A 22732-nucleotide genomic window follows, 5' to 3' on the forward strand; every position below is an offset into this window, starting at 1 on the left:
GATCTGCGCCCTGGTGGAGGGCGTCAGCGTCCGGGCCACGGAACGCCTTACGGGCGTCAATCGCGGAACCATCCTGTCCCTTGGCGTCCGCGTCGGGAGAGGGCTGCTTGAAGCTCCACAGCGCCATGATGCGGGGCCTGCACGTCAACCGGATCGAGTTAGACGAGATTTGGGCCTTCGTCGGCAAGAAGCAGCGCCTTGTGACGCACGATGACAGCGACATGGTCGGGGATCAGTACACATTCATCGCACTGGCCGACTCCGCGAAGGCAATCATCACCTATCGCACCGGCAAGCGCACCGCGATCAATACGCAGGACTTTGCCGACGACCTCCGCGCCCGCGTGATCGGTTCGCCTGAGATTTCAACGGACGGCTTCAACGCATCCGTGGTGTATCCGCCATGCCTTTGGCGAGAACGTTGCGCATGGCGTGGTCGAAAAGCACTACGCAGTAAACGGCTCCCCCGAAGCCGCGCGCCGCTATTCGCCGGGTCGGGTAACGACGGTAAAGTATCATGCGGCACAGGGCGCTCCTGAGCATATCAGCACGTCGTTTGTGGAACGCCAGAACCTGACGTTGCGGATGCAGCAGCGCCGCTTCACGCGCCTGACAAACGGCTTTAGCAAGAACTACCTGAACCACTGTGCTGCCGTCGCCCTGTATGTCGCGCATTACAATCTGTGCCGCGTGCATGAAGCCTTGCGCGTCACGCCCGCGATGCAGCTTGGCGTGACCGATCATGTCTGGACGATTACGGAACTCGTTGACGTGGCCTTGAAGGCCGCACCTATTCCGCCCACAGTTAACACACCGGACCCTTCGCCAATGCCTGCGGGCCGCAAGGTTGGGCGCTTCACCGTAATCGATGGCGGCAATTCAAAATGAGCCACTGGAAAATGAAACTAGGCCACTTGACCCCGAAACCGGCCAGCACCCCCCCCTTGAACCGAGTCGGTCCAAGCACCATTTCCGTTAAATCCCCACAGATGTAGGCAGGCCGAAGCGGCCCTCGAAAGAGGCGCCGCTTCCTTTGCTTTTGCGTCGGCGTGAGACGGACGCATGGGCGCCGCAAAAAATATTCGCACCGAACCGATGGAAGACCCGAATGGAGCAGCTATCCATGCCGCGCCCGCGCGGAGAATATCGTCGCGCCAAAGTCTTAGCAGACACGTGCGGCCGCAAATTGCCATTCGAACCGCGTTTTGCGTTCGAATCACGCCGCCACGGCGAGCTTGGCGAGTTGGTTCATCAAGTTCTTCACCCCGTTCAGCCGGCTCTCCGGCGACGGCCAGTCGCGGGTCACGACGATCTTCTGGTCGGGCCTGACGCGCATCGTGCCGGCGTGCTGGCTGATCAGCTTCACCAGCCCCAGCGGGTTGGGGAACTGGCTGCCGCGGAACGCGATGGTGCCGCCCTTCGGCCCGGCGTCGATCTTCTCGACCAGCGCGATGCGGCAGAGCTGCTTGATCGCCACGATGTCGAACAAATGCTTCACCTCGTCGGGCAAGGGGCCGAAGCGGTCGATCAGCTCGGCGGCGAAGCGGTCGATGTCCTCGCGGCTCTCGATGGTCGCGAGCCGGCGGTACAGCGCCATGCGGACATTGAGGTCGGCGACATAGGATTCGGGAATGAGCACGGCGGCGCCGATATTGATGGTCGGCGACCACTGGTCGGCGATCTCGGCGGCGCCTTCGCCCAGCCGCATCTGCGACACCGCGTCTTCCAGCATCTCCTGATAGAGCTCGATGCCGACCTCGCGCACATGGCCCGACTGTTCCTCGCCCAAGAGATTGCCGGCGCCGCGAATGTCCATGTCGTGGCTCGCGACCGAGAACCCGGCGCCGAGCTGGTCGAGCGATTGCAGCACTTCGAGCCGCCGCGCCGCCGTGTCGGTCAGCTTCCGGTCGGCCGGCGTCGTCAGATACGCATAGGCGCGCTGCTTGGCGCGGCCGATGCGCCCGCGCAGCTGATAGAGCTGCGACAGGCCGAACATGTCGGCGCGGTGCACGATCATGGTGTTGGCGGTCGGGATGTCGAGACCGCTCTCGACGATGTTGGTGGAGATCAGCACATCGACCTTGCGCTCGTAGAACGCGGTCATCACTTCCTCCAGCACCGAGGCCGACATCTGGCCATGGCCGACCGCGACCTTCACCTCGGGCACGGTGGCCTTGAGGAATTCCTCCGCCTCGCGCAGATCGGCGATGCGCGGCGCGACATAGAAGCTCTGGCCGCCGCGATAATGCTCGCGCAGCAGCGCCTCGCGCACCACCAGCGGATCGAACGGCGTGACGAAGGTACGCACCGCCAGGCGGTCGATCGGCGGCGTGGTGATCAGCGACAGGTCCCGCACGCCGCTGAGCGCAAGCTGGAGCGTGCGCGGGATCGGCGTCGCGGTCAGGGTGAGCACATGCACGTCGGCCTTGAGCGATTTGAGCTGTTCCTTATGCGTGACGCCGAAATGCTGCTCCTCGTCGACGATCACGAGGCCGAGATTCTTGAAGCTGATCGATTTGGCGAGCAGCGCATGGGTGCCGACCACGATATCGACCTTGCCGTCCGCCAGTTCGGCACGGGTCTGCTTGGCTTCCTTGGCGTCCACGAACCGCGAAAGCTGGCGCACCGTGACCGGAAAGCCCTGGAACCGCTCGAAGAAATTGCGGAAATGCTGCCGCGCCAGGAGCGTGGTCGGCACCACCACGGCGACCTGCTGGCCGCTCATCGCGATCACGAAGGCGGCGCGCAGCGCGACCTCGGTCTTGCCGAAGCCGACATCGCCGCAGACCAGCCGGTCCATCGGGCGGCCTCGCGCGAAATCCTCCATCGTGTCGGCGATGGCCTTCTCCTGGTCGTCGGTCTCCTGCCAGGGGAAGCGGGCGCAAAACTCGTCATAAAGGCCGGACGGCGGATCGACCGAGGGCAGCGATTTCAATTCGCGCGCCGCGGCGATGCGGATCAGCTCGGCGGCGATCTCGCGCACCCGTTCCTTGGCGCGCGCCTTGCGGAGCTGCCAGCCGGCGCCGCCCAGCCGGTCGAGCTGCGCCCCGCTGTCATCGGCGCCGTAGCGCGTCAGGAGTTCAATGTTCTCGACGGGCAGGAACAGCTTGCCGCCGTCATATTGCAGTTCGAGGCAATCGTGCGGCGCGCCCAGCGCGTCGATGGTCTTGAGCCCGAGATAACGGCCGACGCCATGTTCGATATGCGTGACCAGATCGCCCGGTGCCAGCGCCGACGCCTCGGTGAGGAAGTTCTGCGCCCGCCGCGCGCGGGTCTGCGCCCGCACCATGCGGTCGCCGAGGATGTCCTGCTCGGAGACGACGGCGAAGTCCGGCGCCTCGAAGCCGCGCTCCAGCCCCAGCACCGCGATGCCAACCGCCGCGTCGTGCAGCTTCTGCGCGTCGGTCCAGTTGGCGACCGAGCGGATCGCCGCCAGGCCGTGATCCGACAGCACGCCGCCCATGCGCTCGGACGATCCGGCGCTCCACGAGGCGACGACGACGCGTTTCTTCGCCGCCTGCAGCGCATCGATATGCGCCACCGCCGCCTCGAACACATTGGTCTTGCCCGTCGCGCGCTCGGGCTGGAAGTCGCGGCCCTGCTTGCCGCCGGCATCGACGGATTTGTTCGACTCGGGCGCCTGGAACGGCGACAGGTCGCGCACCTTGTGCCGCGCCAGCGCGTCGGCCCATTCCTTGTCGGTCAGATAGAGCGTTTGCGGCTTCAGCGGCTTGTAGGGCGGCGCCTGGATCGCCGTCTTCTCTTCGCCACGCGCGGCCCGGCGGAACTGCTCGCGGGTCTCGAAATAGTCCTTCACCAGTTCGAGGCGGGCGTTCTTGGTCTCCTCGGTCTCGTGGCCGAGCAGGATGAGCGCGCGCGGCACGAAATCGAAGAAGGTGTCGAGCCGCTCGTAGAACAGCGGCAGCCAGTGCTCCATGCCCGGATGCTTGCGCCCGGCGCTGACGCTTTCGTAGAGAACGTCGTCGGTGTTCGCGGGACCGAAGGCGGCGACATAGCCGGCGCGGAAGCGGCTGATCTCGTCCTTGCCGAGCGGCACCTCGCTGGCCGGCAACAGCTCGATCGCGTCGATCTTGTCGTTGGAGAGCTGGGTCTCGGCATCGAAGCGGCGGATCGCCTCCAACTCCTCGCCGAAAAAATCGAGCCGCAGCGGCTGCGCGATCCCCGGCGGCCACAGATCGACGATGCCGCCGCGCAAGGCGAAGTCGCCCGGCTCGCGCACCGTCGAGGCGCGCACGTAACCGTTGCCGGCGAGAAACGCGACCATGCGCTCGCGGTCGACCGCATGGCCGGCGCGGGCGAAGAAGCTCGCCCGGGCGACCCAATCCTTCGGCGGCACGCGCTGCGTCACCGCATTGACCGTCGTCACGACCAGCGCGACGCGGGGGCCGTCGTCGCGCGCCAGCGCCGCCAGCGTCGCCAGCCGCGTGCTCTCGATATCCGGCTTGGGCGAAACGCGGTCATAGGGAAGGCAATCCCAGGCCGGGAAGGACAGAACGGCAAGCCCCGGCGCGAAGAACCGCGCGGCTTCCATCACTGCGGCGGCGTGGACATCGTCGGACGCGACGAACACCACGAGGCCTTCGGTGCGCCGCGCCGCCTCGACGCCCAGCCAGGCGTCGTAGCCCGATGGCGCGCCGGTGACCGCGAAGCGGCCCGGCTGTTTGGCGATGTAATCTACACGTTCCATTTCGGGTCTTTGCGGCCGCACACGGCCTTCAGCCGCGCGAACAGGGGTGTGTCGTATTGCGCCGGTGGCTCGGCATGGCCGCGCAGCCAGGCATAGACCTCCTGGTCGGGCGCGCTCAGCAGCGCCTCGAACTGGTCGAGTTCGGCATCGTCGAGCCCGGCCAATTCCTCGGCCGCGAAGGCGCCGAAAATCAGGTCGACCTCCTTGAAGCCGCGCCGCTGGGCCCGGAACAAAAGCCTTTTGCGGCGGGCCCCGAAAGACCCACCGTTTTCATCGCTCGTCATGGGCCGGATATAGCACGCGTTGCGTTGAGCACAACGCCCTGCGGCCATATTGTTCCCAGCCGATGCGCCCCGCGATTCTGTTCCCGCTTTTCGCCGAAATCCGCACGCTGTCCGGCGTGGGCCCCAAGCTGGAGAAGGCGATCTCCAAGCTGGTGGGGCCGCGGCTGGCCGACCTCGCCTTCGACCTGCCGGTCGGGCTGATCGACCGCTCCTATCGCCCCAAGCTCGCGCGCGCCGAGATCGGGCGGATCGCGACCGTGGCGGTGAACGTGCTCAGCCACCATCCGCCGCCGAACCGGCGCCAGCCCTATCGCGTCACCTGTTCCGACGAGACCTCGATGCTGGAACTCGCCTTCTTCCACGGCCAGGCGGATTATCTGTTGCGCATGCTCCCGGTCGGCGCGCGGCGCATCGTGAGCGGCAAGATCGAGCGCTTTCGCGACACGCTGCAGATCAACCATCCCGACCACATCGTGGCGCCGGAGGACGAAGCCAGTCTGCCGCTGCACGAGCCGGTCTATGCGCTGACCGAGGGGCTGACGAACAAGCCGCTCGCCAAGGCGATCCGCGGCGCGCTCGACAAGGTGCCGAACCTGCCCGAATGGGACGATCCGGCTTTTTTGAAAACACGCGGCTGGAAGCCGTTCCACGAAAGCCTGCTCGCCGCGCACGCGCCCGCGAACGAGGCCGATCTCAATCCCGAAACGCCGGCGCGGATGCGCCTGGCCTATGACGAGCTTCTGGCGAACCAGCTTGCCCTGCTCCTGATCCGCCGCCAGATGCGCCAGACCAAGAAGGGCCGCGCGCTGCACGGCGATGGGCGATTGAAGGCGAAAGCCATCGCCGCCCTGCCCTTCGCGCTGACCGAGCCGCAACTCGCCGCCCTTGCCGAAATCGAGGCCGACATCGCCGCCCCGACGCGCATGCTGCGGCTGCTGCAAGGCGATGTCGGCGCCGGAAAAACCATCGTCGCGTTCCTGGCGCTGCTGAACGCCGTGGAGGCGGGCGCCCAGGGCGCGCTGATGGCGCCGACCGAGATCCTCGCGCGCCAGCACATGGCATCGCTCGCCCCGCTGGCGCAGGCGACGGGCGTGCGCCTGGCGCTCCTGACCGGGCGCGAGCGCGCGGGCCGCGAGGCGACGCTGGCGGCGCTGGCCGCCGGCGAGATCGACATCCTGGTCGGCACGCATGCGCTGTTCTCCGACGACGTCGCCTTCGCCGATCTCGGCCTTGCCGTGATCGACGAGCAGCACCGTTTCGGCGTGCACCAGCGCATGGCGCTGCAGGGCAAGGGCGGCCGGCCCGCCGACGTATTGGTGATGACCGCGACGCCGATCCCGCGCACGCTGGCGCTGACGGCCTATGGCGACATGGATGTCTCGCGCCTCACCGGACGGCCGCCGGGCCGCAAGCCGGTCGAGACCCGCACGATCTCGGACGAGCGCCTCGACGAGGTCGTCGAGCATCTGCGCAAGGCAACCGCCAGCGGCGCCCGCGCCTATTGGGTGTGCCCGCTGGTGGAAGAATCCGAGAAGATCGACCTCGCCGCCGCCGAGGAACGCGCCGCGATGCTCAAGCGCGTGCTCGGCCCCTCGGTCGGCCTGGTGCACGGCCGCATGAAAGGCGCCGAGCGCGACGCCGAGATGGCGAAGTTCAAGGCGGGCGAACTCTCGATTCTCGTTGCCACCACCGTCATCGAGGTCGGCGTCGACGTGCCGGAGGCGACCATCATGGTGGTGGAACATGCCGAGCGCTTCGGCCTGGCCCAGCTTCATCAATTGCGCGGCCGCGTCGGGCGCGGCTCGGGCCGATCGAGCTGCCTCTTGATCTATCACGGCCCGCTCGGCGAAACCGCCAAGGCGCGGCTGAAGACCATGCGCGACACCGACGACGGCTTCGTCATCGCGGAAGAGGATTTGCGCCTGCGCGGCGCCGGTGAACTGCTCGGCACGCGCCAGAGCGGCATGCCGGAATTTCGCCTCGCCGATCTCACCGTCCATGCCGACCTGCTGGCGACGGCGCGCGACGATGCCCAGCTCATGTTGACTCGCGATCCGGACCTGCAAAGCGAACGCGGCCAGCGGCTGCGCACGCTGCTCTACCTCTTTGGACGGGACGAAGCGGTGCGCTATCTGCGCGCCGGCTAGGCGGCTGCCGGACGGGCTGCGCCGGTCAATCCCTTACGACGATGCACGCCAGCCCCTTTGCTCTCAGCACCGCGCACAACGCCAAAGCCCCCTTGGCCGGATTGGTCCGCAGACGGTAGTAGCGCCCCTTGCCCGGCAGATCGACGGAGATCACCTGCGGCGTAAGCCCGACCAATTCGGTGGTGGCAACGCGCGCGATCCTGCTCCAGGCGATGGCGGCTTCGCCCTGGCTGCGCCAGGCGCCGAGTTGGACGACGGCGGCGCCGTTCACCGCGCCGTCGTTCAGTGCCGAGCGCAAAACGGGCACCTCGGTCGCCGGCGCCGGGATCGCCGGTTCGCGGTGCCGCCCCGGCGGCTTCAGGTGGATGACGCCCTCCGCCGGCCGACGAAGCACGATCGGTGCGTCACTGCCGTCGGCGGCCGCGCCAAGCGCGGCGAGCCGCTCCTTCGCCGGGTCGAACGCCGGATCGGCGATCAGCGCAGCCTGATAGTAGGCCCGCGCGGCCTCGGCGTCGCCGGAAGCTTCGGCGATCTGGCCCAGTCCGAAATCGGGGTATTCGCGATGCGGATTGCCCGCCGCGATGGAAGCTTCGTAGTCCCGGCGCGCTTCGGCAAGCCGCCCCGATCTGCGATAGACATTGCCGCGGTTGTTGAGGGCACCGGACAGGTCCGGCTCGATCCTGATGGCGGCCGAGTAATCGCCGATCGCATCCTCCGTCCGCGACAGCTCGTCGAGCACGGCACCGCGATAGTACAGGCCGAGCGCTACTTCCGGCGAGGTCAAGGCATGGCTGTTGAGAGCCTCGGTAAAGTCCACAAGGGCGTCGTCCCGCTCGCCCAGCGTATCATGGGCGAGGCCTCGCTCGATGAGAAGGCGCGCGCGATCGTACGGCGCCAAGCTCGTACCGGCCAAAGCCTGGGTCGCCAGGGCGAGCGCACCGGACGCGTCGCCGGCGTGCAATGCGACGGAGACTTCATCGACCGTCGGAGAAGCGGCGTCGGACCCGGTCAACGGCACGGCCGCCGCGCAAAGCAGGATCGTGCCCAGCAGGATTGACTTCATGCGAATTCCCGGCACCGGACCTTTTCTCCGACGACACCGCAGGGCATCCGTCTGCGTACCCAGCCTAGAACCTGTATTTCAAACCGAGGCCGAAGGCCAACCCGCCGTCATCGGACGCGGATCGCCCATTGCGGATTACCGAACGTCAGGCTGTATGATTCGTCTCATGAACGATCTTGGATCCGCGCTCGAAGCGGCGCTGCGTCCGGTTCTTCCGGGCTTCATCCGGCTGACCGGCCTGACACGGCTCTCCGGCGGCGCCAGCCAGGAGACCTGGGCGCTGGACGCCGATTGCAACGGCGTGGCGATCCCATTGATCCTGCGCCGCACACCGGGCGGCGCGCCCCGCGCGAGCGAGACATCGGCCTCGGTGCCGCTGCGGACCGAGGCCATCGCGATCGAGGCTTCGCGGGCCGCCGGCGTCGCCGCGCCGCGCGTGCGCTATGTGCTCAACAAGGCCGACGGCCTCGGCGAGGGCTATGTGATGGATCGGCTCCCCGGCGAGACCATCGCGCGCAAGATTTTGCGCGACAAGGAATTCGATGCCGTCCGCCCCGACCTCGCGCGGCAATGCGGCGAGATCCTGGCGCGCATCCATGCCGTCGAACTGACGCCCGCGCTGCGCGCGGTGCTGCCGGTCGCGGACGGCCCGACGCAGCTTCGCCGCTACCGCGACACCTACGATCTCTACGACTATCCCCATCCGGTGTTCGAGATGGCGTTCAAATGGCTGGAGCCGCGGATGGCGGGCGCGCGGCGGCAGGCGCTGGTGCACGGCGATTTCCGGCACGGCAATCTGCTCATCTCGCCCAGGGGCGTGGAGGCCGCGCTCGACTGGGAGCTGGTCCATATCGGCGATCCGCTGGAGGATATCGGCTGGATCTGCACCAATTCCTGGCGCTTCGGCGTGCAGGACAAGGTGGTGGGCGGCTTCGGCGACCTCGCCGATCTTCTCATGGGCTACGCGGCGGCGGGCGGCGGACGCGTCTCGGAGGAGGAGGCCCGCACCTGGATCGTCTACGGCTCGCTCAAATGGGGAATCATGTGCATGAGCATGTATCAGGGCTTCGTGCGCGACCACTCCGTCGAGCGCGCCGCGATCGGCCGGCGCGCCTCGGAGAACGAGATCGATCTGGTGAACCTCATCATCCGGGGAAAGCTCTGAGCCATGATGGATCAGCCTTCGATGCTCGAACTGGTCGGCGCGGTGCGCGACTTCCTCGAACAGCACGCCATGCCGGAACTGAAGGGCCACACCGCCTTTCACGCGCGCGTGGCGGCGAACGCGCTCGGTATCGTGGCGCGCGAGCTGGAGCAGGGCTCCAAATCCGCGGACGCCGAACGCGCGAGACTCGCGAAACTGCTTGGCCATGACGGCGCGCTGACAGAGCTGAACCGCGAACTGTGCCGGCAGATCCGGCAGGGACATATCGGTCTCGAAACGCCCGGCCTCGCCGACCATCTGGCGTTGACGACCCGCGACAAGGTCGCGATCGACCAGCCGAACTATAGCGGATTGAAGCGCTTCCTCGCCGATTAGGCCGGCACGGCCTTGGCTTCACGCTCGGGCAGGGCGAGGCGGCCGATCGCCAGGCCGGCGACGACGAGGCCCTCGATCCAGGCAGCGGCAGCACCGATCCAGTCGGGCGCCTGGACCTGCGGATAGAAGAGAAACAGCAGGCCATTGGCGTGCAGGCCGGTCAGGATCGCCGGCGTCAGCACATAGAGCGCGAACAGGATCGCGAGCGCTCCGAAATCGCCGCGCCGCTTGCCGGGGAGCGTCTGCATCAGCACGAACAGCGCGACGTCGCGGGTCGCAAAACCGACCGTCGCGAGCACCAGCGGCTGGCCGGTCGCGGCCGCCGACGGATCGCGCAGCAGCCAGAGCGCCAGCGCCGCGGCGACGGCAAAGCCCGCGCCATAGCTCATCATCCAGGCCTGGAGACCGGACAGCGCATTGGCGATGTGGCCCTGGGCGAACTGCCCCGCCATCCAGCGGTAGTGCACGCGGTCCTTCGGCTCCAGCAGCACCATCACATAGGTCAGGACACCGAACGCCGACGCGGCGAGCAAAAGGCGCAGCGCCACCGCGTCCCAGTTCGCCAGATCGGCCGACAGCCAGGCGTCGAAGCCGGCGACATAGACGCCCATGAAAGCCAGGAAGGCCAGCCACACCAGCGGGCCGTTGCGCATCTTGAGCTCGAGCCGCATCTCGCGATAGCAGCCGATCAGCGTCCAGCCCGCGAAGATCGCGACCGAGGCAAGCAGGAAAGCCCGCGCGTCGAGGCTGATGCCCCACCACAGGATGAAATCGACCGCCGGCTTGTGCGTCAGCAGCGCGGCGACCGGATCGGCCATGCTCCACACCCAATAGACTACGGCGGCGGCGACGAGGCCGACCATCTGATAGACGAAGATCTCGAAGCGCGAATGGTTCTGGCCGCGGCCGACCGCCACGAGGCTCGCGAGCAGCGCCGCGGCCTGGGCGATGACGCCGATGGCCAGGTAATAGGCGAGCTCCAGCACGGCCGTCACCGGCCCCAGATGCGTCACGACATTGACGAGGATGAGCGCCAGGCAGATTGCGCCGCCCAGCCAGTTGTAGATCGTGGAGCCGAACAGCTTGCCCCAAGTCATGGTGCCGGCGCCGAGCGAGGAAAGCCGCTGGCCGTCCCAGGTGCGGTCGCGGATCTCACCGACCACACTCAGCGCGGCGCTGCGCGAGCCCCATACCACCACGATCAGATAATAGAGCCAGGACGCGGCCTCCGAGGGAGTCCAATTGTCGCCGACCAGCGCGGTGGCGAAGAAGATCAGCGCCAGCAGCCCGATCATCAGGAGCACGCGGCGCGGCGTCAGTTCCAGCCAGACATTGCGTTCGAATTCGGGATTCACCGGCCCACCTGCGCGAAATAGGCGTCTTCCAGCGCCTTGCTCGATTCCGAAAAGCTCGCGACGTCGAAGCCGGCGCCGATCAGATCGCGCAGCAACTTGGCGCGCGCCCCGGCATTGCGCGTAAACGCGATCAGCGCGTGGTTCTGGTCGGCCTCGACCACGTCGGCGCCCTTGCCCGCGAGGAAGTCCTTGAGGTCGCTACGCGCCGTGGCGAGCTCGATCATGTAGCGCGGGCGCGCGTCGTCGCGCACCTTGATCGCCTTGCCGCCGGCGATTCTGCCGTTCTCGATGATGACCATCTCCGAGCAGTAATCCTCGAGCTCGGCGAGGATGTGCGAGGAGACGACCAGCGTCATGCCGGTGTCGCGCAGCGCGATCAGCAGCGCGGAGAGATCGCGCCGTGCCTGCGGGTCGAGCCCGGCGGCCGGCTCGTCCAGCAGGAGCACCTTGGGCTCGTGCACGATGGCTTGGCCGATGGCGAGGCGCTGGCGCAGGCCACGCGACAATTCGCCGGCCCGCGATTCGAGCCGGTCCAGCAGCCCGACGCGGCCGGCCGCCTTCTCGACCGCCGCGGCAGTGAGCGCCGAGGCGATGCCGTGCGAACGCGCCGCGTAGATCAGGCACTGGCGCGCCGTGAGATCGTTGTAGAGGCCATAGAAGTCGGGCAGATAGCCCATGCCGGCATGGATGTCGCGCGGCGCCTGGGTCGTATCCAGGCCGTTCACCAGGACCCGCCCGGAATAGGGGTATTCGAGCGCCGCCAGGCAGCGCAGAAGCGTCGTCTTGCCCGCCCCGTTGGGGCCGACCAGAGCGGTGATCGTGCGGTCGGCGACCTTCAGCGACACGCCCTTCAAGGCCCGCGCGTTCGGGTATTCGTAGACGAGGTCCTCGACTTCGATCATGGACGAGCGCGTTTCCCAGGGCGGAACAAGACCTATCATATCGGGCGGCACTATGACGGAATAGCGGCATGACTCGCGGCGGCATCTTCGCAAGGCTGGGACTGGGCACGGTGCAGTTCGGTCAGGCCTATGGAATATCGAACGCAACGGGCCGCGTGCCGGCCGACGGCGTCGGCGCGATCCTGCGCCGGGCGGCCTCGGCGGGCCTGCGCACGCTCGACACCGCGGCCGGCTATGGCGAGGCGGAAGCCGTGCTGGGCGCGAACAGCGGTCTTACTGCTTCGTTTCGCATCGTGACCAAGACCATCGCCCTTAAGAACGGGCTCGCCGCCGTCGTGGCGCGGGCGCGGCAATCGGCCGAAACCTTGGGGCGCAAGCCGGTCGATCTGCTGCTGGTCCACGCGGCACAGGATCTGGTGGGCGCGGAGGGCAAGACGCTGTGGCACGCCTTGCTGAACCTGCGCGAGGAAGGCCTGTTCGGCGGCATCGGAATCTCGGCCTATGTCGCGGACGATCCCGTCGCGCTGGCGCGGCGCTTCCGGCCCGACGCGATGCAGATACCGGCAAGCCTGCTGGACCAGCGCCTGATCCGAAGCGGCGCGCTCGGCGCCATCAAGGATCTCGGCGTCGAGATCCACGCCCGGTCGATCTTCCTGCAGGGCCTGCTGTTCCTCTCGGAGGACAAGCTGCCGCCGAAGCTTCGCCCGGCGGCGCCGCATCTGGGCGCCTTGCGCGCGCGGATCGCCGTGGCCGGATCGACCCCGCTGGCCGCCGCCCTCGCCTTCGCTTTGAGCCGGCCCGAGATCGATGTCGCGCTGGTCGGCGTGACCGCGCCGGCGGAATTCGAAGAGATTCTCGACGCGGCGGCGCATCCCGCACCCGAACTCGATTGGAGCGCCTGCGCGCTCGACGACGAGATCGTGCTCACGCCGTCGCGCTGGTGAGCGGCTAGCCGCGGTTCTCCAAGAACCAGCGATACGTATTCCTGATCCCGTCGCTCAGGTCGATGCGGGGCGTCCAGCCGAGCGCATTGAGCTTGGACACGTCGAGAAGCTTTCTCGGCGTACCGTCGGGCTTGCTCGTGTCGTGCACGATCGAGCCCGTGAAACCAACGGTCTTTGCCACGAGCCTCGCCAGGTCGGCGATGGCGATGTCCTCGCCGGTGCCGACATTGACGTGCTGCGCGCCGGAATAAACCTTCATCAGATGGACCAAGGCGTCGGCGCAGTCGTCGACATGAAGGAATTCGCGCCGCGGCGTACCGGTGCCCCAAATCAACAGCTCTGGCGCACCGGAATTCTTGGCCTCATGCGCCTTGCGCAGCAGCGCGGGCAGGACATGACTGGACTGCAAATCGAAATTGTCGAACGGCCCGTAGAGATTGGTCGGCATCGCGGAAATGAAATCGCAGCCATATTGGCGACGATAGGCTTCCGCCAGCTTGAGCCCGGCGATCTTGGCGATCGCATACCATTCGTTTGTCGGCTCCAGCGGCCCGGTCAGGAGCCGGTCCTCGCGGATCGGCTGCTCGGCCAATTTGGGATAGATGCAGCTCGAGCCGAGAAACAGGAGCTTTTCCACGCCCGCCAGGCGGGCCGCCTCGATGATATTCGTCTCGATCACCAAATTCTGGTGCAGGAATTCCGCGGGATAGGAATCGTTGGCAAGAATGCCGCCGACCCTGGCAGCCGCGAGAAAGACGGCATGCGGGCGATTTTGGCGCAGCCAGGCCGCGACCGCGTGCTGGTCGAGCAGATCGAGCTCGGATCTCGCGACCGTCTGCACGATACAATTCTCGCTTGCGAGCCGGCGAACGATCGCCGAACCCACCATTCCGCGATGGCCGGCAACCCAGACGCGCTTTCCAGCGAGCGAAAACGGCTTCGATTCGGATGCGGCTGACATCGGCTCAATCGCGCCGGTTGTTGCGGTCTTCGCGGGCGACCGCATCGAGATCGGCCTTCATCATTTCAGAAACGAGCTGCGAGAATGTCGTTTCGTGCCGCCAGCCCAATTTCTGATGTGCCTTGCGCGGATCGCCGAGGAGCTGGTCGACCTCCGTCGGCCGAAAATAGTGCGGGTCGACCCGCACGACGACCGTTCCCGTCTTGGCATCCACGCCGACTTCTTCCGCCCCGGCGCCGGACCACGCGATCTTGCGGCCGACATGGGCGAATGATGCCTCGACGAACTCCCGGACCGAATGCATCTCGCCCGTCGCCAATACAAAATCGTCGGGTTCGGGCTGCTGCAGCATCAGCCACATGCCCTTGACGTAGTCGCGCGCATGTCCCCAATCGCGCAACGAATCCAGATTGCCGAGGTAGAGGCATTCCTGCAGACCGTGCTCGATCGCGGCGACCGCGCGGGTGATTTTCCGCGTGACGAAAGTCTCTCCCCGAAGCGGGCTTTCATGGTTGAACAGGATGCCGTTCGAGGCATGCATGCCATAGGCTTCTCGATAGTTCACCGTAACCCAATAGGCGTAAAGCTTCGCGGCGCCATAAGGCGAACGCGGATAAAAAGGGGTCGTTTCGCGCTGCGGCACTTCCTGTACCTTGCCGTACAGCTCCGATGTCGAGGCCTGGTAGAACCGCGTCGTCTTGGACAGTTCGAGAAGTCGAATGGCCTCCAGAAGGCGAAGCGTTCCGATCGCGTCGGCGTTTGCCGTGTATTCCGCCGTCTCAAAGCTCACATGCACATGCGATTGCGCCGCCAGATTGTAGATCTCGTCGGGCTTGGTCTCCTGCACGATGCGGATGAGGTTCGTCGAATCCGTCATGTCGCCGTAGTGGAGATGCAGCCTCGGATGGGCCTCATGGGGGTCCTGGTAGAACCGGTCGATGCGCCCCGTATTGAACGACGAGGAGCGTCGCTTGACGCCGTGAACCTCGTAGCCCTTCTGGAGCAGGAGTTCCGTCAGATAGGCACCGTCCTGGCCGGTAATACCCGTGACAAGAGCGGTTTTTTTGTTCTCGGCCAAGATCATGCCCCAACACATCCCGCGCCGCTAAATCGTGGTGAACGCCGCAGCTTGAATGTGCAATAGACAGTAAACGGATTTTCGACAAGCGCCAAAGCGCCCCGGCCGGCGCGCCTGGCGCTCAGTCATAGGCCATCTGCAGAAGCGCTTGCAGCCCGCGCACGTCGAGCGCCTCGGGATTGGTGTCGCTGGAGTAGGAAAACCCTTCCGGAACGGGCACCGCGCCGCGCGCCAGATAGGCTTCGCGAGCCGCGGTGGCGAAGCTCGCGAGGATGACATAGCGGTCGTTGTGATCGACGGTCCAGTGCGAATCGTCCGCCGGGATCATCGTCTCGTGCAGCTTCTCGCCGGGTCGGATGCCGACGATCTTCTGCGCGTGCTTGGGGCTGATCAGCCTGGCAAGATCGGTGATCGTGGTGGAGGCGATCTTCGGCACGTAGATCTCGCCGCCCCGCATCATCTCCATGCTGGAGAGCACGAAATTCACGCCCTGGCCGAGCGTGATCCAGAACCGGGTCATCCTGGGATCGGTGATCGGCAGGCTGTCGGCGCCGTCCGCGATCAGCTTGCGGAAGAACGGCACGACCGAGCCCCTGGAGCCGAAGACGTTGCCATAGCGCACGACGGAAAATTTCGTCCCATCCGCGCCGGCGAGGTTGTTCGCGGCGACGAAGATCTTGTCGGAGGCGAGCTTGGAGGCGCCGTAGAGGTTCACCGGGTTCGCCGCCTTGTCGGTGGACAGCGCGATGACCTTCTTCACGTTCCGGCGCAGGGAGGCGTAGACGATGTTTTCGGCGCCGAACACGTTGGTCCGGATGCACTCGAACGGGTTGTACTCGGCGGCCGGCACCTGCTTCAGCGCGGCGGCATGGACGATGTAGTCGACATCCCGGAAGGCAAGGTCGAGGCGGTCGCGGTCGCGGACATCGCCGATGAAATACCGGATGAAAGGATATTGCGACATCGGGAACTCGAGCTGCATGTCGGACTGCTTGAGTTCGTCGCGCGAATAGATGATCACGCGCCGGGGCTTGTAGCGCGCCACGACGGTCTTCAAGAAGTGCTTGCCGAAGGAGCCGGTGCCGCCCGTAACCAGCACGGACTTGTCGTTCAGATCGAGCCAGGGCTGGCTGAAGTCGCGAAACAGCGGTGGCGGCGCGGCGGGGGGCGGCTCGGATGCGAACTGCGTGCGCGCGAAGGCGACGGCAGGTTTGCTCATGGGCTCGGGGTCCTTTTCGACCTTTGCAGTCTCCCCAAACGTGCTTAACAAGTGGTTCCGGAAAGCTTCGAATTGTCGTCTTATTGTCCGGGATAGGCTGTGCTAGTACTTCATTTCGGCAATTTTACGGTTAGGAAAAGGTAAACGATGCGCATCGCAGTGATCGGCACGGGTTATGTGGGCCTGGTTTCCGGCGCCTGTCTGTCGGAGTTTGGCCACGAGGTCGTCTGCGTCGACAAGGTCGCGGAGAAGATCGCCGCCCTGAAGCGCGGCGAGATTCCGATCTTCGAGCCTGGGCTGGACCAAGTGGTCGAGACCAATGCCAAGGCCGGCCGGCTCAAATTCGAGACCGAGATCGGGGCTGCGGTGCGCGGCGCCGACGCCGTGTTCATCGCGGTCGGCACCCCCAGCCGGCGCGGCGACGGCCATGCCGACCTCTCCTATGTCTATGCCGCCGCACGGGAAATCGCGGCCGCGCTCGACGGCTATGCCGTGGTGGTGACGAAGTCGACGGTGCCGGTGGGCACCAGCCGCGAAGTCGAGAAGATCATTCGCGAGATCAATCCCAAGGCGGAATTCGACATGGCCTCGAACCCGGAATTCCTGCGCGAAGGCGCGGCGATCGACGATTTCCGGCGGCCCGACCGCGTCGTGGTCGGCTGCGACACGGACCGCGCGCGCCAGGTGATGCGCGAGGTCTACCGCCCGCTCTACCTGAACGAGACCCCGATGCTGTTCACCAGCCGCGAGAGTTCGGAGCTCATCAAATACGCCGCCAACGCGTTCCTCGCGACCAAGATCACCTTCATCAACGAGATGGCGTCTTTGTGCGAGAAGGTCGGCGCCGATGTGCAGGACGTCGCCCGCGGCATCGGGCTGGACGGCCGCATCGGCAACAAGTTCCTGCATGCCGGCCCCGGCTTCGGCGGTTCATGCTTCCCGAAGGATACGCTGGCCCTCTTGCAGACCGCGCAGGAAGCCGGCGCCCCGTCGCGGCTGGTCGAAGCGGTGGTCGCCGTGAACGACGCGCGCAAGCTCTCCATGGCGGAGAAGATCGAACGGGCCTTTTCCGGCGTGAGCGGCAAGACGATCGCCGTGCTGGGCCTGACCTTCAAGCCGAACACCGATGACATGCGCGACGCGCCGAGCCTCGTCATCGTTCCGTGGCTCCAGAAGGCGGGCGCCAAGATCCGCGCCTTCGATCCGCAGGGCGCGCGCGAGGCGCGTAAGCTGCTCAATATCGAATTGTGCGACGACGCGTATCATGCGCTCGACGGCGCCGACGGCGTCGCCATTCTGACCGAATGGAACGAATTCCGCGCCCTCGACATCAACCGGATGAAATCCCTGCTCAAGCGGCCGCTGATGGTCGATCTTCGCAACATCTACAACCCCGCCCAGATGGCGGCGGCGGGCTTCACCTATGTCAGCGTCGGACGCGCCACCGTCGGTCCCTGAGGCGGCCAGGGCTTTCGCGCATTCGCGGGCGTACGACCTCGCCTTCGCCGCGCCGGTGGCCGTGCTCTACGCCTTCGCGGTGGCCGGAAACGGCATACGGATCGCGCATCAGTGGCAGAACGCGGTGGATATGCCGTCCCGCTTCACGATCGCGAACGAGATCGCGACCCTGTTGTTCTTCGGCCTGCAAGCGTGCCTGTTCCTGGTCCGCCGCCTCCCGGTCGCCAAGTCCGACGGCATCTGGCCCCGCGTCGCGGCCGTACTCGGCGCGAACTTCAATCTGACACTGCTGCTGTTGCCACGCGCAACCTTGGGCGCGGCGTGGACCAGCGTTTCCTTCGCATTGACGATGGCCGGCACGATCGGCTCCATCGCCGTCCTCATCCGGCTCGGCCGTGCCTTCGCGGTATTTCCGGAAGCGCGAGATTTCGTGCGCACAGGACCGTATCGGTTCGCGCGCCACCCGCTCTATCTGGCGGAGATCGTTTCGATGCTCGGCATCATGCTGGGCTTTCGCCAGCCCTGGGCGATCCTGATCGTGCTGGCGACCGTGGCGCTGCAACTGCGCCGGATGGCTTTCGAGGAAGACATCCTGGCACAGACTTATCCGGCCTATGACGCCTATCGGCGCCGGACGGCGCGGCTTCTCCCCGGCGTCTATTAGGTCAGGAATCCGCGCTCGCGGAGATGGGCCACGATGGCCGCGGCATGCGCCGCGGCGTCGCCCTTCACGGTCTCGATGTGCAGCTCGGCCCGTTCCGGCGCCTCATAGGGGCTGTCGATGCCGGTGAAGTTCTTGATCTCGCCGGCCCTGGCCTTCTGGTAGAGGCCCTTGGGATCGCGTTGCATGCAGACCTCGATCGGCGTGTCGACGAAGACCTCGATGAACTCGCCGGCGCCCAGGAGTTCGCGCGCCATGCGCCGCTCGGAGCGGAAGGGCGAGATGAACGACACGAGCACGATCAGGCCGGCGTCGATGAACAGCTTCGCCGCCTCGCCGACGCGGCGGATGTTCTCGACGCGGTCGGCATCGGTGAAGCCGAGATCGCGGTTGAGCCCGTGGCGGACATTGTCGCCGTCCAGCAGATAGGTGTGGCGGCCTTCGGCGAACAGCGCGCGCTCCACGAGGTTGGCGATGGTGGACTTGCCCGAGCCCGACAGGCCGGTGAACCACAGCACGGCCGGCTTCTGGCCCTTCTGACCGGCGCGCGCCAGCTTGTCGACATCGAGCGCCTGCCAATGGACGTTGGTGGCACGGCGCAGGCCGAAATCGATCATGCCGGCGCCGACCGTCGCGTTGGTGAAGCGGTCGATCAGGATGAAGCCGCCCATGTCGCGGTTTTCGCGATAGGGATCGACGGCGATCGGCTGCGAGGTCGAGAAATTCCCGTAGCCGACCTCGTTCAACTGCAGCGTCTTGGCGGCATGCTGGTCGAGCGTGTCGACGTCGATCTTGTGCTTGAGCGTGGTGACCGTGACGGGCACCGTCGTGGTCGCAAGCTTGAGGAGATATTGCCGGCCGGGCAGCAACTCGTCCTCCGCCATCCAGAGCAGATGGGCGGCGAACTGGTCGGTGACGTCGGGCCGCGCCACCGGGGCGCACAGCACGTCGCCGCGCGAGATATCGACCTCGTCGTCGAGGACCAGCGTGACCGCCGCGCCGGCCGTCGCCTCGGCCAGATCGCCGTCCAGGGTGACGATGCGCTTGACCGTGCTGGTGCGGCCCGACTTGGCGACCGCGATGGCGTCGCCGGGCGCGATGCGTCCGCTCGCCACCGTGCCGGAAAAGCCGCGGAAATCGAGATTGGGACGGTTGACCCATTGCACCGGAAAGCGGAATGGCTTGGCCGCGAGCGCGGTATCGACATCGACCGTCTCGAGATGGTCGAGCAAAGCGGGTCCGTCGTACCAGGGCGTGCTCGCGCTCTTGGCGATCACATTGTCGCCGAAGCGCGCCGAGATCGGGATCGGCACGACGGTGAAGAAGCCGAGGCGCTCGGCGAACAGCGTAAATTCGCGCACGATGGCGTCGAACCGATCCTGCGAGAAGCCGACAAGGTCGATCTTGTTGACGGCCAGGACGATGTGGCGAATGCCGAGCAGCGAGGCGATATAGGCGTGGCGGCGGGTCTGGACCAGGACGCCCTTGCGCGCGTCGATCAGGATGATCGCGAGCTCGGAATTCGACGCGCCGGTCGCCATGTTGCGCGTGTACTGCTCGTGGCCGGGCGTGTCGGCGACGATGAATTTGCGCTTTTCAGTGGCGAAGAAGCGGTAGGCGACGTCGATCGTAATGCCCTGCTCGCGCTCGGCCTCCAGCCCGTCGACCAGAAGCGCGAAATCGATGTCGCCGCCGGTGGTGCCGTGCTTCTTCGAATCCTTTTCGAGAGTCGCCAGATGATCCTCGAACAGCAGCTTGGAATCGTAGAGCAGCCGGCCGATCAGCGTGGATTTGCCGTCGTCGACGCTGCCGCAGGTGAGGAAGCGCAGCAACGACTTCTTTTCCTGCTGGGTAAGGAATTGCGCGAGGTCGGTCGGGGCGTTCATCAGAAATACCCCTCCTTCTTCTTCTTCTCCATCGAGGACTTCTCGTCGGAGTCGATCAGCCGGCCCTGGCGTTCCGAGGTGCGCGCGGTGAACATCTCGGTGACGATGCCTTCCAACGTATCGGCGTCGGAATCGATGGCGCCGGTCAGCGGGTAGCAGCCGAGCGTGCGGAACCGGACCAGACGGTCTTGCACCGTTTCGCCGGGCCTCAGCTTCATCCGATCGTCGTCGACCATGATGAGCGTTCCGTCGCGCTCCGCCACCGGGCGCTTCTTGGCGAAATACAGCGGCACGATCGGGATGTTCTCGGCAAGGATGTATTGCCAGATGTCGAGCTCGGTCCAGTTGGACAGCGGGAAGACACGGATGCTCTCACCCTTGTTGATGCGGGTGTTGTAGACGCGCCAGAGCTCGGGACGCTGGTTCTTCGGATCCCAGGCGTGATTCGCGTTGCGGAACGAGAACACCCGTTCCTTCGCGCGCGATTTCTCCTCGTCGCGGCGCGCGCCGCCGAAGGCCGCGTCGAAGCCGTATTTGTCCAGCGCCTGCTTCAGCGCCTCGGTCTTCATCACCTGGGTGTGCAGCGCCGAGCCGGAATCGAAGGGATTGATGCCGCGCCGCACCCCGTCCTCGTTGACATGGACCAGCAGCTTGAGGCCGAGCCGCTTCACGGTCTCGTCGCGGAACTGGATCATCTCGCGGAATTTCCAGGTCGTATCGACATGGAGCAGCGGAAAGGGCGGCACGCCCGGATAGAACGCCTTCATCGCCAGATGCAGCATCACCGAGGAGTCCTTGCCGATCGAATAGAGCATCACCGGATTGGCGAACTCCGCCGCCACCTCCCGCATGATGTGGATGCTCTCGGCCTCCAGGCGCCGCAGATGGGATATAACAGGCATTTTGGTGGACAAAAAATCGGACCCCAGAGAGTTAGTGTGAAATAGGCCCCATGGCAGGGGGATGCAAGACGGAGCCTAGTTCAAAATCTTCGTCTGGAGCGGCTGAGGCGGCGGCCCAAGCGCGACGGCGAACCGGATGCGGCCGATGGGCCGGTCGTCGCCGGTCGTGATGTTCACCCGCCAATCGCCCGCCTTGGGCCGGCTCTTGATCGAATAGGCCCGATAGCCGGCATCCCGGCCGCCGCGGATGACGAAGGCCACCCGGGACAGCGGCATCCAGCGGCGCTTCTTCGGATCGAACCACTCCCAATGGTGCACGATGGTGGTCGCCAGCCGCCCCGGGGCGAAAACCGAGGCATACAGGTAGAGCTTCTCGTCCGGCCCAAGGTGCAGCATGGGGGGAGCGCCCCAGAAGGTCGTCCAGGGCTCGGGTTCCTCCACCACCTGATAGGCGTTTCCGACCTTCTTGACCGAATGGTAGATGCCGGCATCCGCCAGCGCCAAAGGCAGCGGCGGCAGGACCTTCAGGAAATAGAACAGGTTCACCGCGGCCGTGATGGCAATCACGCCGCCGGCGACATAGGGGCGCACGGACTGCCAGCGCTCGCGCCCGAGCCAGCGCAGGACATCGGCATAGAACCAGAAGGTCAGGAGGGCCAGGACGCTGCTGGCGATGAACGGCACCATGCCCATCATCGCGATAACGACGGGCACGAGCAGGATCGCGTAGGACAGGAGCGCGAAGAAATACAGCAGCAGCGAAAGGGCGAAGCGCGTCGTGTATTTCCTGAAGAACTCGTTGCCGACGAAGATGCCGGCCAGGACGAGAAGATAGGGCCAGGAGGCCCACAGCGAGGCGCTGCGCAGGTAGAAGACGCAGAAGCCGCTGAGCAGGCAGCCGAGCGCGAACTGCGTGACGGCGGTCAGGATCGTGCGCGTGCGCTCCGACGGCTGGCGCTCGGGCGGCCGCGATTCGAGGCGGTGGGAGACGGCGATGGCGACGCCGGCCACCGCCAGATAGGCGAGGAAGACGATGTGCGTCGTGGCGTGGTCGATTCGGCCGAAGCTGTAGCTGTCGAAGGCATAGCCGCCGACCAGCGAGGCGGCGGAGAGATGGCGCTCATATTGATGCGCGAAGGCGATGACGGACTTCAGGGGCTGCATGACACAGCAACTAGCCTTGCGTCGCTATGATCAACGACCGGCCCAACGAACCGATCGGAGGTAGATTGCAGGCGAGCCTTCCAAATTGTCGGCGGCGAGCGGCAACGACGAGCGGATGTATTGCAGAGACAGGGACAAATGAACAGGGCGCGCAACCGGCATTGCCGGCCACACGCCCTGGTAACAAGACCCGTCTAAGATCAAAGGTGGGTCGAAGTTGTCGTACCGCTGGATGTGCCGTTGCCATTGCCACTTGCGACAAGGCCGACGCCAAGGGCGACGAAGCCGACGCCGGCAACCCACACCCAGATAGGAGCACGAAGGGCAGCTTCCTTGACACCCGCAGCCTTACCCGGCGCGAGCGAGGGATGGTCTGCGCTTGCGGCAAACGCACCGAGCGAACTGGAAACGAAAAGAGCTGTTGCCAGTACCAGAGTGCTCAGCTTCTGCGACATGAACC

Annotated in this window: 20 protein-coding genes; 8 read left to right on the plus strand and 12 right to left on the minus strand. The window is 65.9% G+C overall.

What is annotated here, in order from left to right; all coding sequences use genetic code 11:
- The first annotated feature begins 107 nt into the window (after positions 1-107).
- Together WDM86_15435 and WDM86_15440 are read left to right on the plus strand one after the other, a co-directional pair.
- Entirely contained in the window at positions 108-539 is a 432-nt protein-coding gene (locus WDM86_15435) for a hypothetical protein (GenBank protein MEI9991421.1), read from the plus strand.
- Between the two features lie 19 nt (positions 540-558).
- Positions 559-888 (plus strand): hypothetical protein, encoded by a 330-nt coding sequence (locus tag WDM86_15440; GenBank protein MEI9991422.1) that lies wholly within the window; start codon positions 559-561, stop codon positions 886-888.
- A 328-nt stretch (positions 889-1216) separates the two neighbouring features.
- On the opposite strand, the gene mfd is transcribed toward WDM86_15440, so the two are convergent.
- Both mfd and WDM86_15450 read right to left on the minus strand, forming a co-directional pair.
- Positions 1217-4708 (minus strand): transcription-repair coupling factor, encoded by a 3492-nt coding sequence (mfd, locus tag WDM86_15445; GenBank protein MEI9991423.1) that lies wholly within the window; start codon positions 4706-4708, stop codon positions 1217-1219.
- Positions 4696-4941 (minus strand): succinate dehydrogenase assembly factor 2, encoded by a 246-nt coding sequence (locus tag WDM86_15450; protein ID MEI9991424.1) that lies wholly within the window; start codon positions 4939-4941, stop codon positions 4696-4698. The genes mfd and WDM86_15450 overlap by 13 nt, the downstream gene beginning before the upstream one ends.
- A 113-nt stretch (positions 4942-5054) precedes the next feature.
- Here WDM86_15450 and recG point away from each other — a divergent pair, with 113 nt between their 5' ends.
- The gene (gene recG, locus WDM86_15455; protein ID MEI9991425.1) at positions 5055-7139 is read left to right on the plus strand and encodes an ATP-dependent DNA helicase RecG; all 2085 of its coding nucleotides are present in this window, start codon (positions 5055-5057) and stop codon (positions 7137-7139) included.
- Between the two features lie 25 nt (positions 7140-7164).
- Here recG and WDM86_15460 read toward each other — a convergent pair whose 3' ends face one another.
- Positions 7165-8202 (minus strand): tetratricopeptide repeat protein, encoded by a 1038-nt coding sequence (locus WDM86_15460; protein ID MEI9991426.1) that lies wholly within the window; start codon positions 8200-8202, stop codon positions 7165-7167.
- A 166-nt stretch (positions 8203-8368) separates the two neighbouring features.
- On the opposite strand from WDM86_15460, the gene WDM86_15465 reads away from it, so the two are divergent.
- Together WDM86_15465 and WDM86_15470 are read left to right on the plus strand one after the other, a co-directional pair.
- Positions 8369-9367 carry a phosphotransferase family protein gene (locus tag WDM86_15465; GenBank protein ID MEI9991427.1) on the plus strand — a complete coding sequence of 333 codons (999 nt, stop codon included), beginning with the start codon at positions 8369-8371 and terminating at the stop codon, positions 9365-9367.
- Between the two features lie 3 nt (positions 9368-9370).
- Entirely contained in the window at positions 9371-9742 is a 372-nt protein-coding gene (locus tag WDM86_15470; protein MEI9991428.1) for a DUF6285 domain-containing protein, read from the plus strand.
- Here the strand turns inward: WDM86_15470 and WDM86_15475 are convergent.
- Both WDM86_15475 and WDM86_15480 read right to left on the minus strand, forming a co-directional pair.
- Positions 9739-11097, minus strand: a complete 1359-nt coding sequence (locus tag WDM86_15475; GenBank protein ID MEI9991429.1) for a hypothetical protein — start codon at positions 11095-11097, stop codon at positions 9739-9741. The two genes, WDM86_15470 and WDM86_15475, sit on opposite strands and share 4 nt — an antisense overlap.
- Positions 11094-11999, minus strand: a complete 906-nt coding sequence (locus WDM86_15480) for an ABC transporter ATP-binding protein (protein MEI9991430.1) — start codon at positions 11997-11999, stop codon at positions 11094-11096. Before WDM86_15480 ends, WDM86_15475 begins: the two co-directional genes overlap by 4 nt.
- Positions 12000-12067: 68 nt before the next feature.
- Between WDM86_15480 and WDM86_15485 the strand changes: the two genes are divergently transcribed.
- Positions 12068-12943, plus strand: a complete 876-nt coding sequence (locus tag WDM86_15485; GenBank protein MEI9991431.1) for an aldo/keto reductase — start codon at positions 12068-12070, stop codon at positions 12941-12943.
- Positions 12944-12947: 4 nt separating this feature from the next.
- Here WDM86_15485 and WDM86_15490 read toward each other — a convergent pair whose 3' ends face one another.
- The 3 genes from WDM86_15490 to pseB all read right to left on the minus strand — a co-directional run bounded on the left by WDM86_15490 (position 12948) and on the right by pseB (position 16201).
- On the minus strand, positions 12948-13904 hold the full coding sequence (locus WDM86_15490; GenBank protein MEI9991432.1) for a GDP-L-fucose synthase: 957 nt from the start codon (positions 13902-13904) through the stop codon (positions 12948-12950).
- 4 nt (positions 13905-13908) lie between these two features.
- On the minus strand, positions 13909-14982 hold the full coding sequence (gene gmd / locus WDM86_15495; protein ID MEI9991433.1) for a GDP-mannose 4,6-dehydratase: 1074 nt from the start codon (positions 14980-14982) through the stop codon (positions 13909-13911).
- A gap of 121 nt (positions 14983-15103) precedes the next feature.
- Positions 15104-16201 (minus strand): UDP-N-acetylglucosamine 4,6-dehydratase (inverting), encoded by a 1098-nt coding sequence (gene pseB, locus WDM86_15500; protein MEI9991434.1) that lies wholly within the window; start codon positions 16199-16201, stop codon positions 15104-15106.
- Between the two features lie 147 nt (positions 16202-16348).
- Here pseB and WDM86_15505 point away from each other — a divergent pair, with 147 nt between their 5' ends.
- Both WDM86_15505 and WDM86_15510 read left to right on the plus strand, forming a co-directional pair.
- Positions 16349-17659, plus strand: a complete 1311-nt coding sequence (locus tag WDM86_15505; protein MEI9991435.1) for a UDP-glucose/GDP-mannose dehydrogenase family protein — start codon at positions 16349-16351, stop codon at positions 17657-17659.
- Positions 17625-18323, plus strand: coding sequence for an isoprenylcysteine carboxylmethyltransferase family protein (locus WDM86_15510; GenBank protein MEI9991436.1), 699 nt, complete (start codon positions 17625-17627; stop codon positions 18321-18323). Before WDM86_15505 ends, WDM86_15510 begins: the two co-directional genes overlap by 35 nt.
- On the opposite strand, the gene cysN is transcribed toward WDM86_15510, so the two are convergent.
- The 4 genes from cysN to WDM86_15530 all read right to left on the minus strand — a co-directional run bounded on the left by cysN (position 18320) and on the right by WDM86_15530 (position 22727).
- The gene (cysN, locus tag WDM86_15515) at positions 18320-20206 is read right to left on the minus strand and encodes a sulfate adenylyltransferase subunit CysN (GenBank protein ID MEI9991437.1); all 1887 of its coding nucleotides are present in this window, start codon (positions 20204-20206) and stop codon (positions 18320-18322) included. The genes WDM86_15510 and cysN overlap by 4 nt on opposite strands.
- Positions 20206-21108 carry a sulfate adenylyltransferase subunit CysD gene (gene cysD, locus WDM86_15520; GenBank protein ID MEI9991438.1) on the minus strand — a complete coding sequence of 301 codons (903 nt, stop codon included), beginning with the start codon at positions 21106-21108 and terminating at the stop codon, positions 20206-20208. The genes cysN and cysD overlap by 1 nt, the downstream gene beginning before the upstream one ends.
- Positions 21109-21183: 75 nt before the next feature.
- On the minus strand, positions 21184-22272 hold the full coding sequence (locus WDM86_15525) for a DUF2914 domain-containing protein (GenBank protein ID MEI9991439.1): 1089 nt from the start codon (positions 22270-22272) through the stop codon (positions 21184-21186).
- A gap of 200 nt (positions 22273-22472) precedes the next feature.
- The gene (locus WDM86_15530) at positions 22473-22727 is read right to left on the minus strand and encodes a hypothetical protein (GenBank protein MEI9991440.1); all 255 of its coding nucleotides are present in this window, start codon (positions 22725-22727) and stop codon (positions 22473-22475) included.
- Between the last annotated feature and the right edge of the window lie 5 nt (positions 22728-22732).

Origin of the sequence: Rhizomicrobium sp., from assembly GCA_037200045.1 — a bacterium.
Taxonomy (GTDB): domain Bacteria; phylum Pseudomonadota; class Alphaproteobacteria; order Micropepsales; family Micropepsaceae; genus Rhizomicrobium.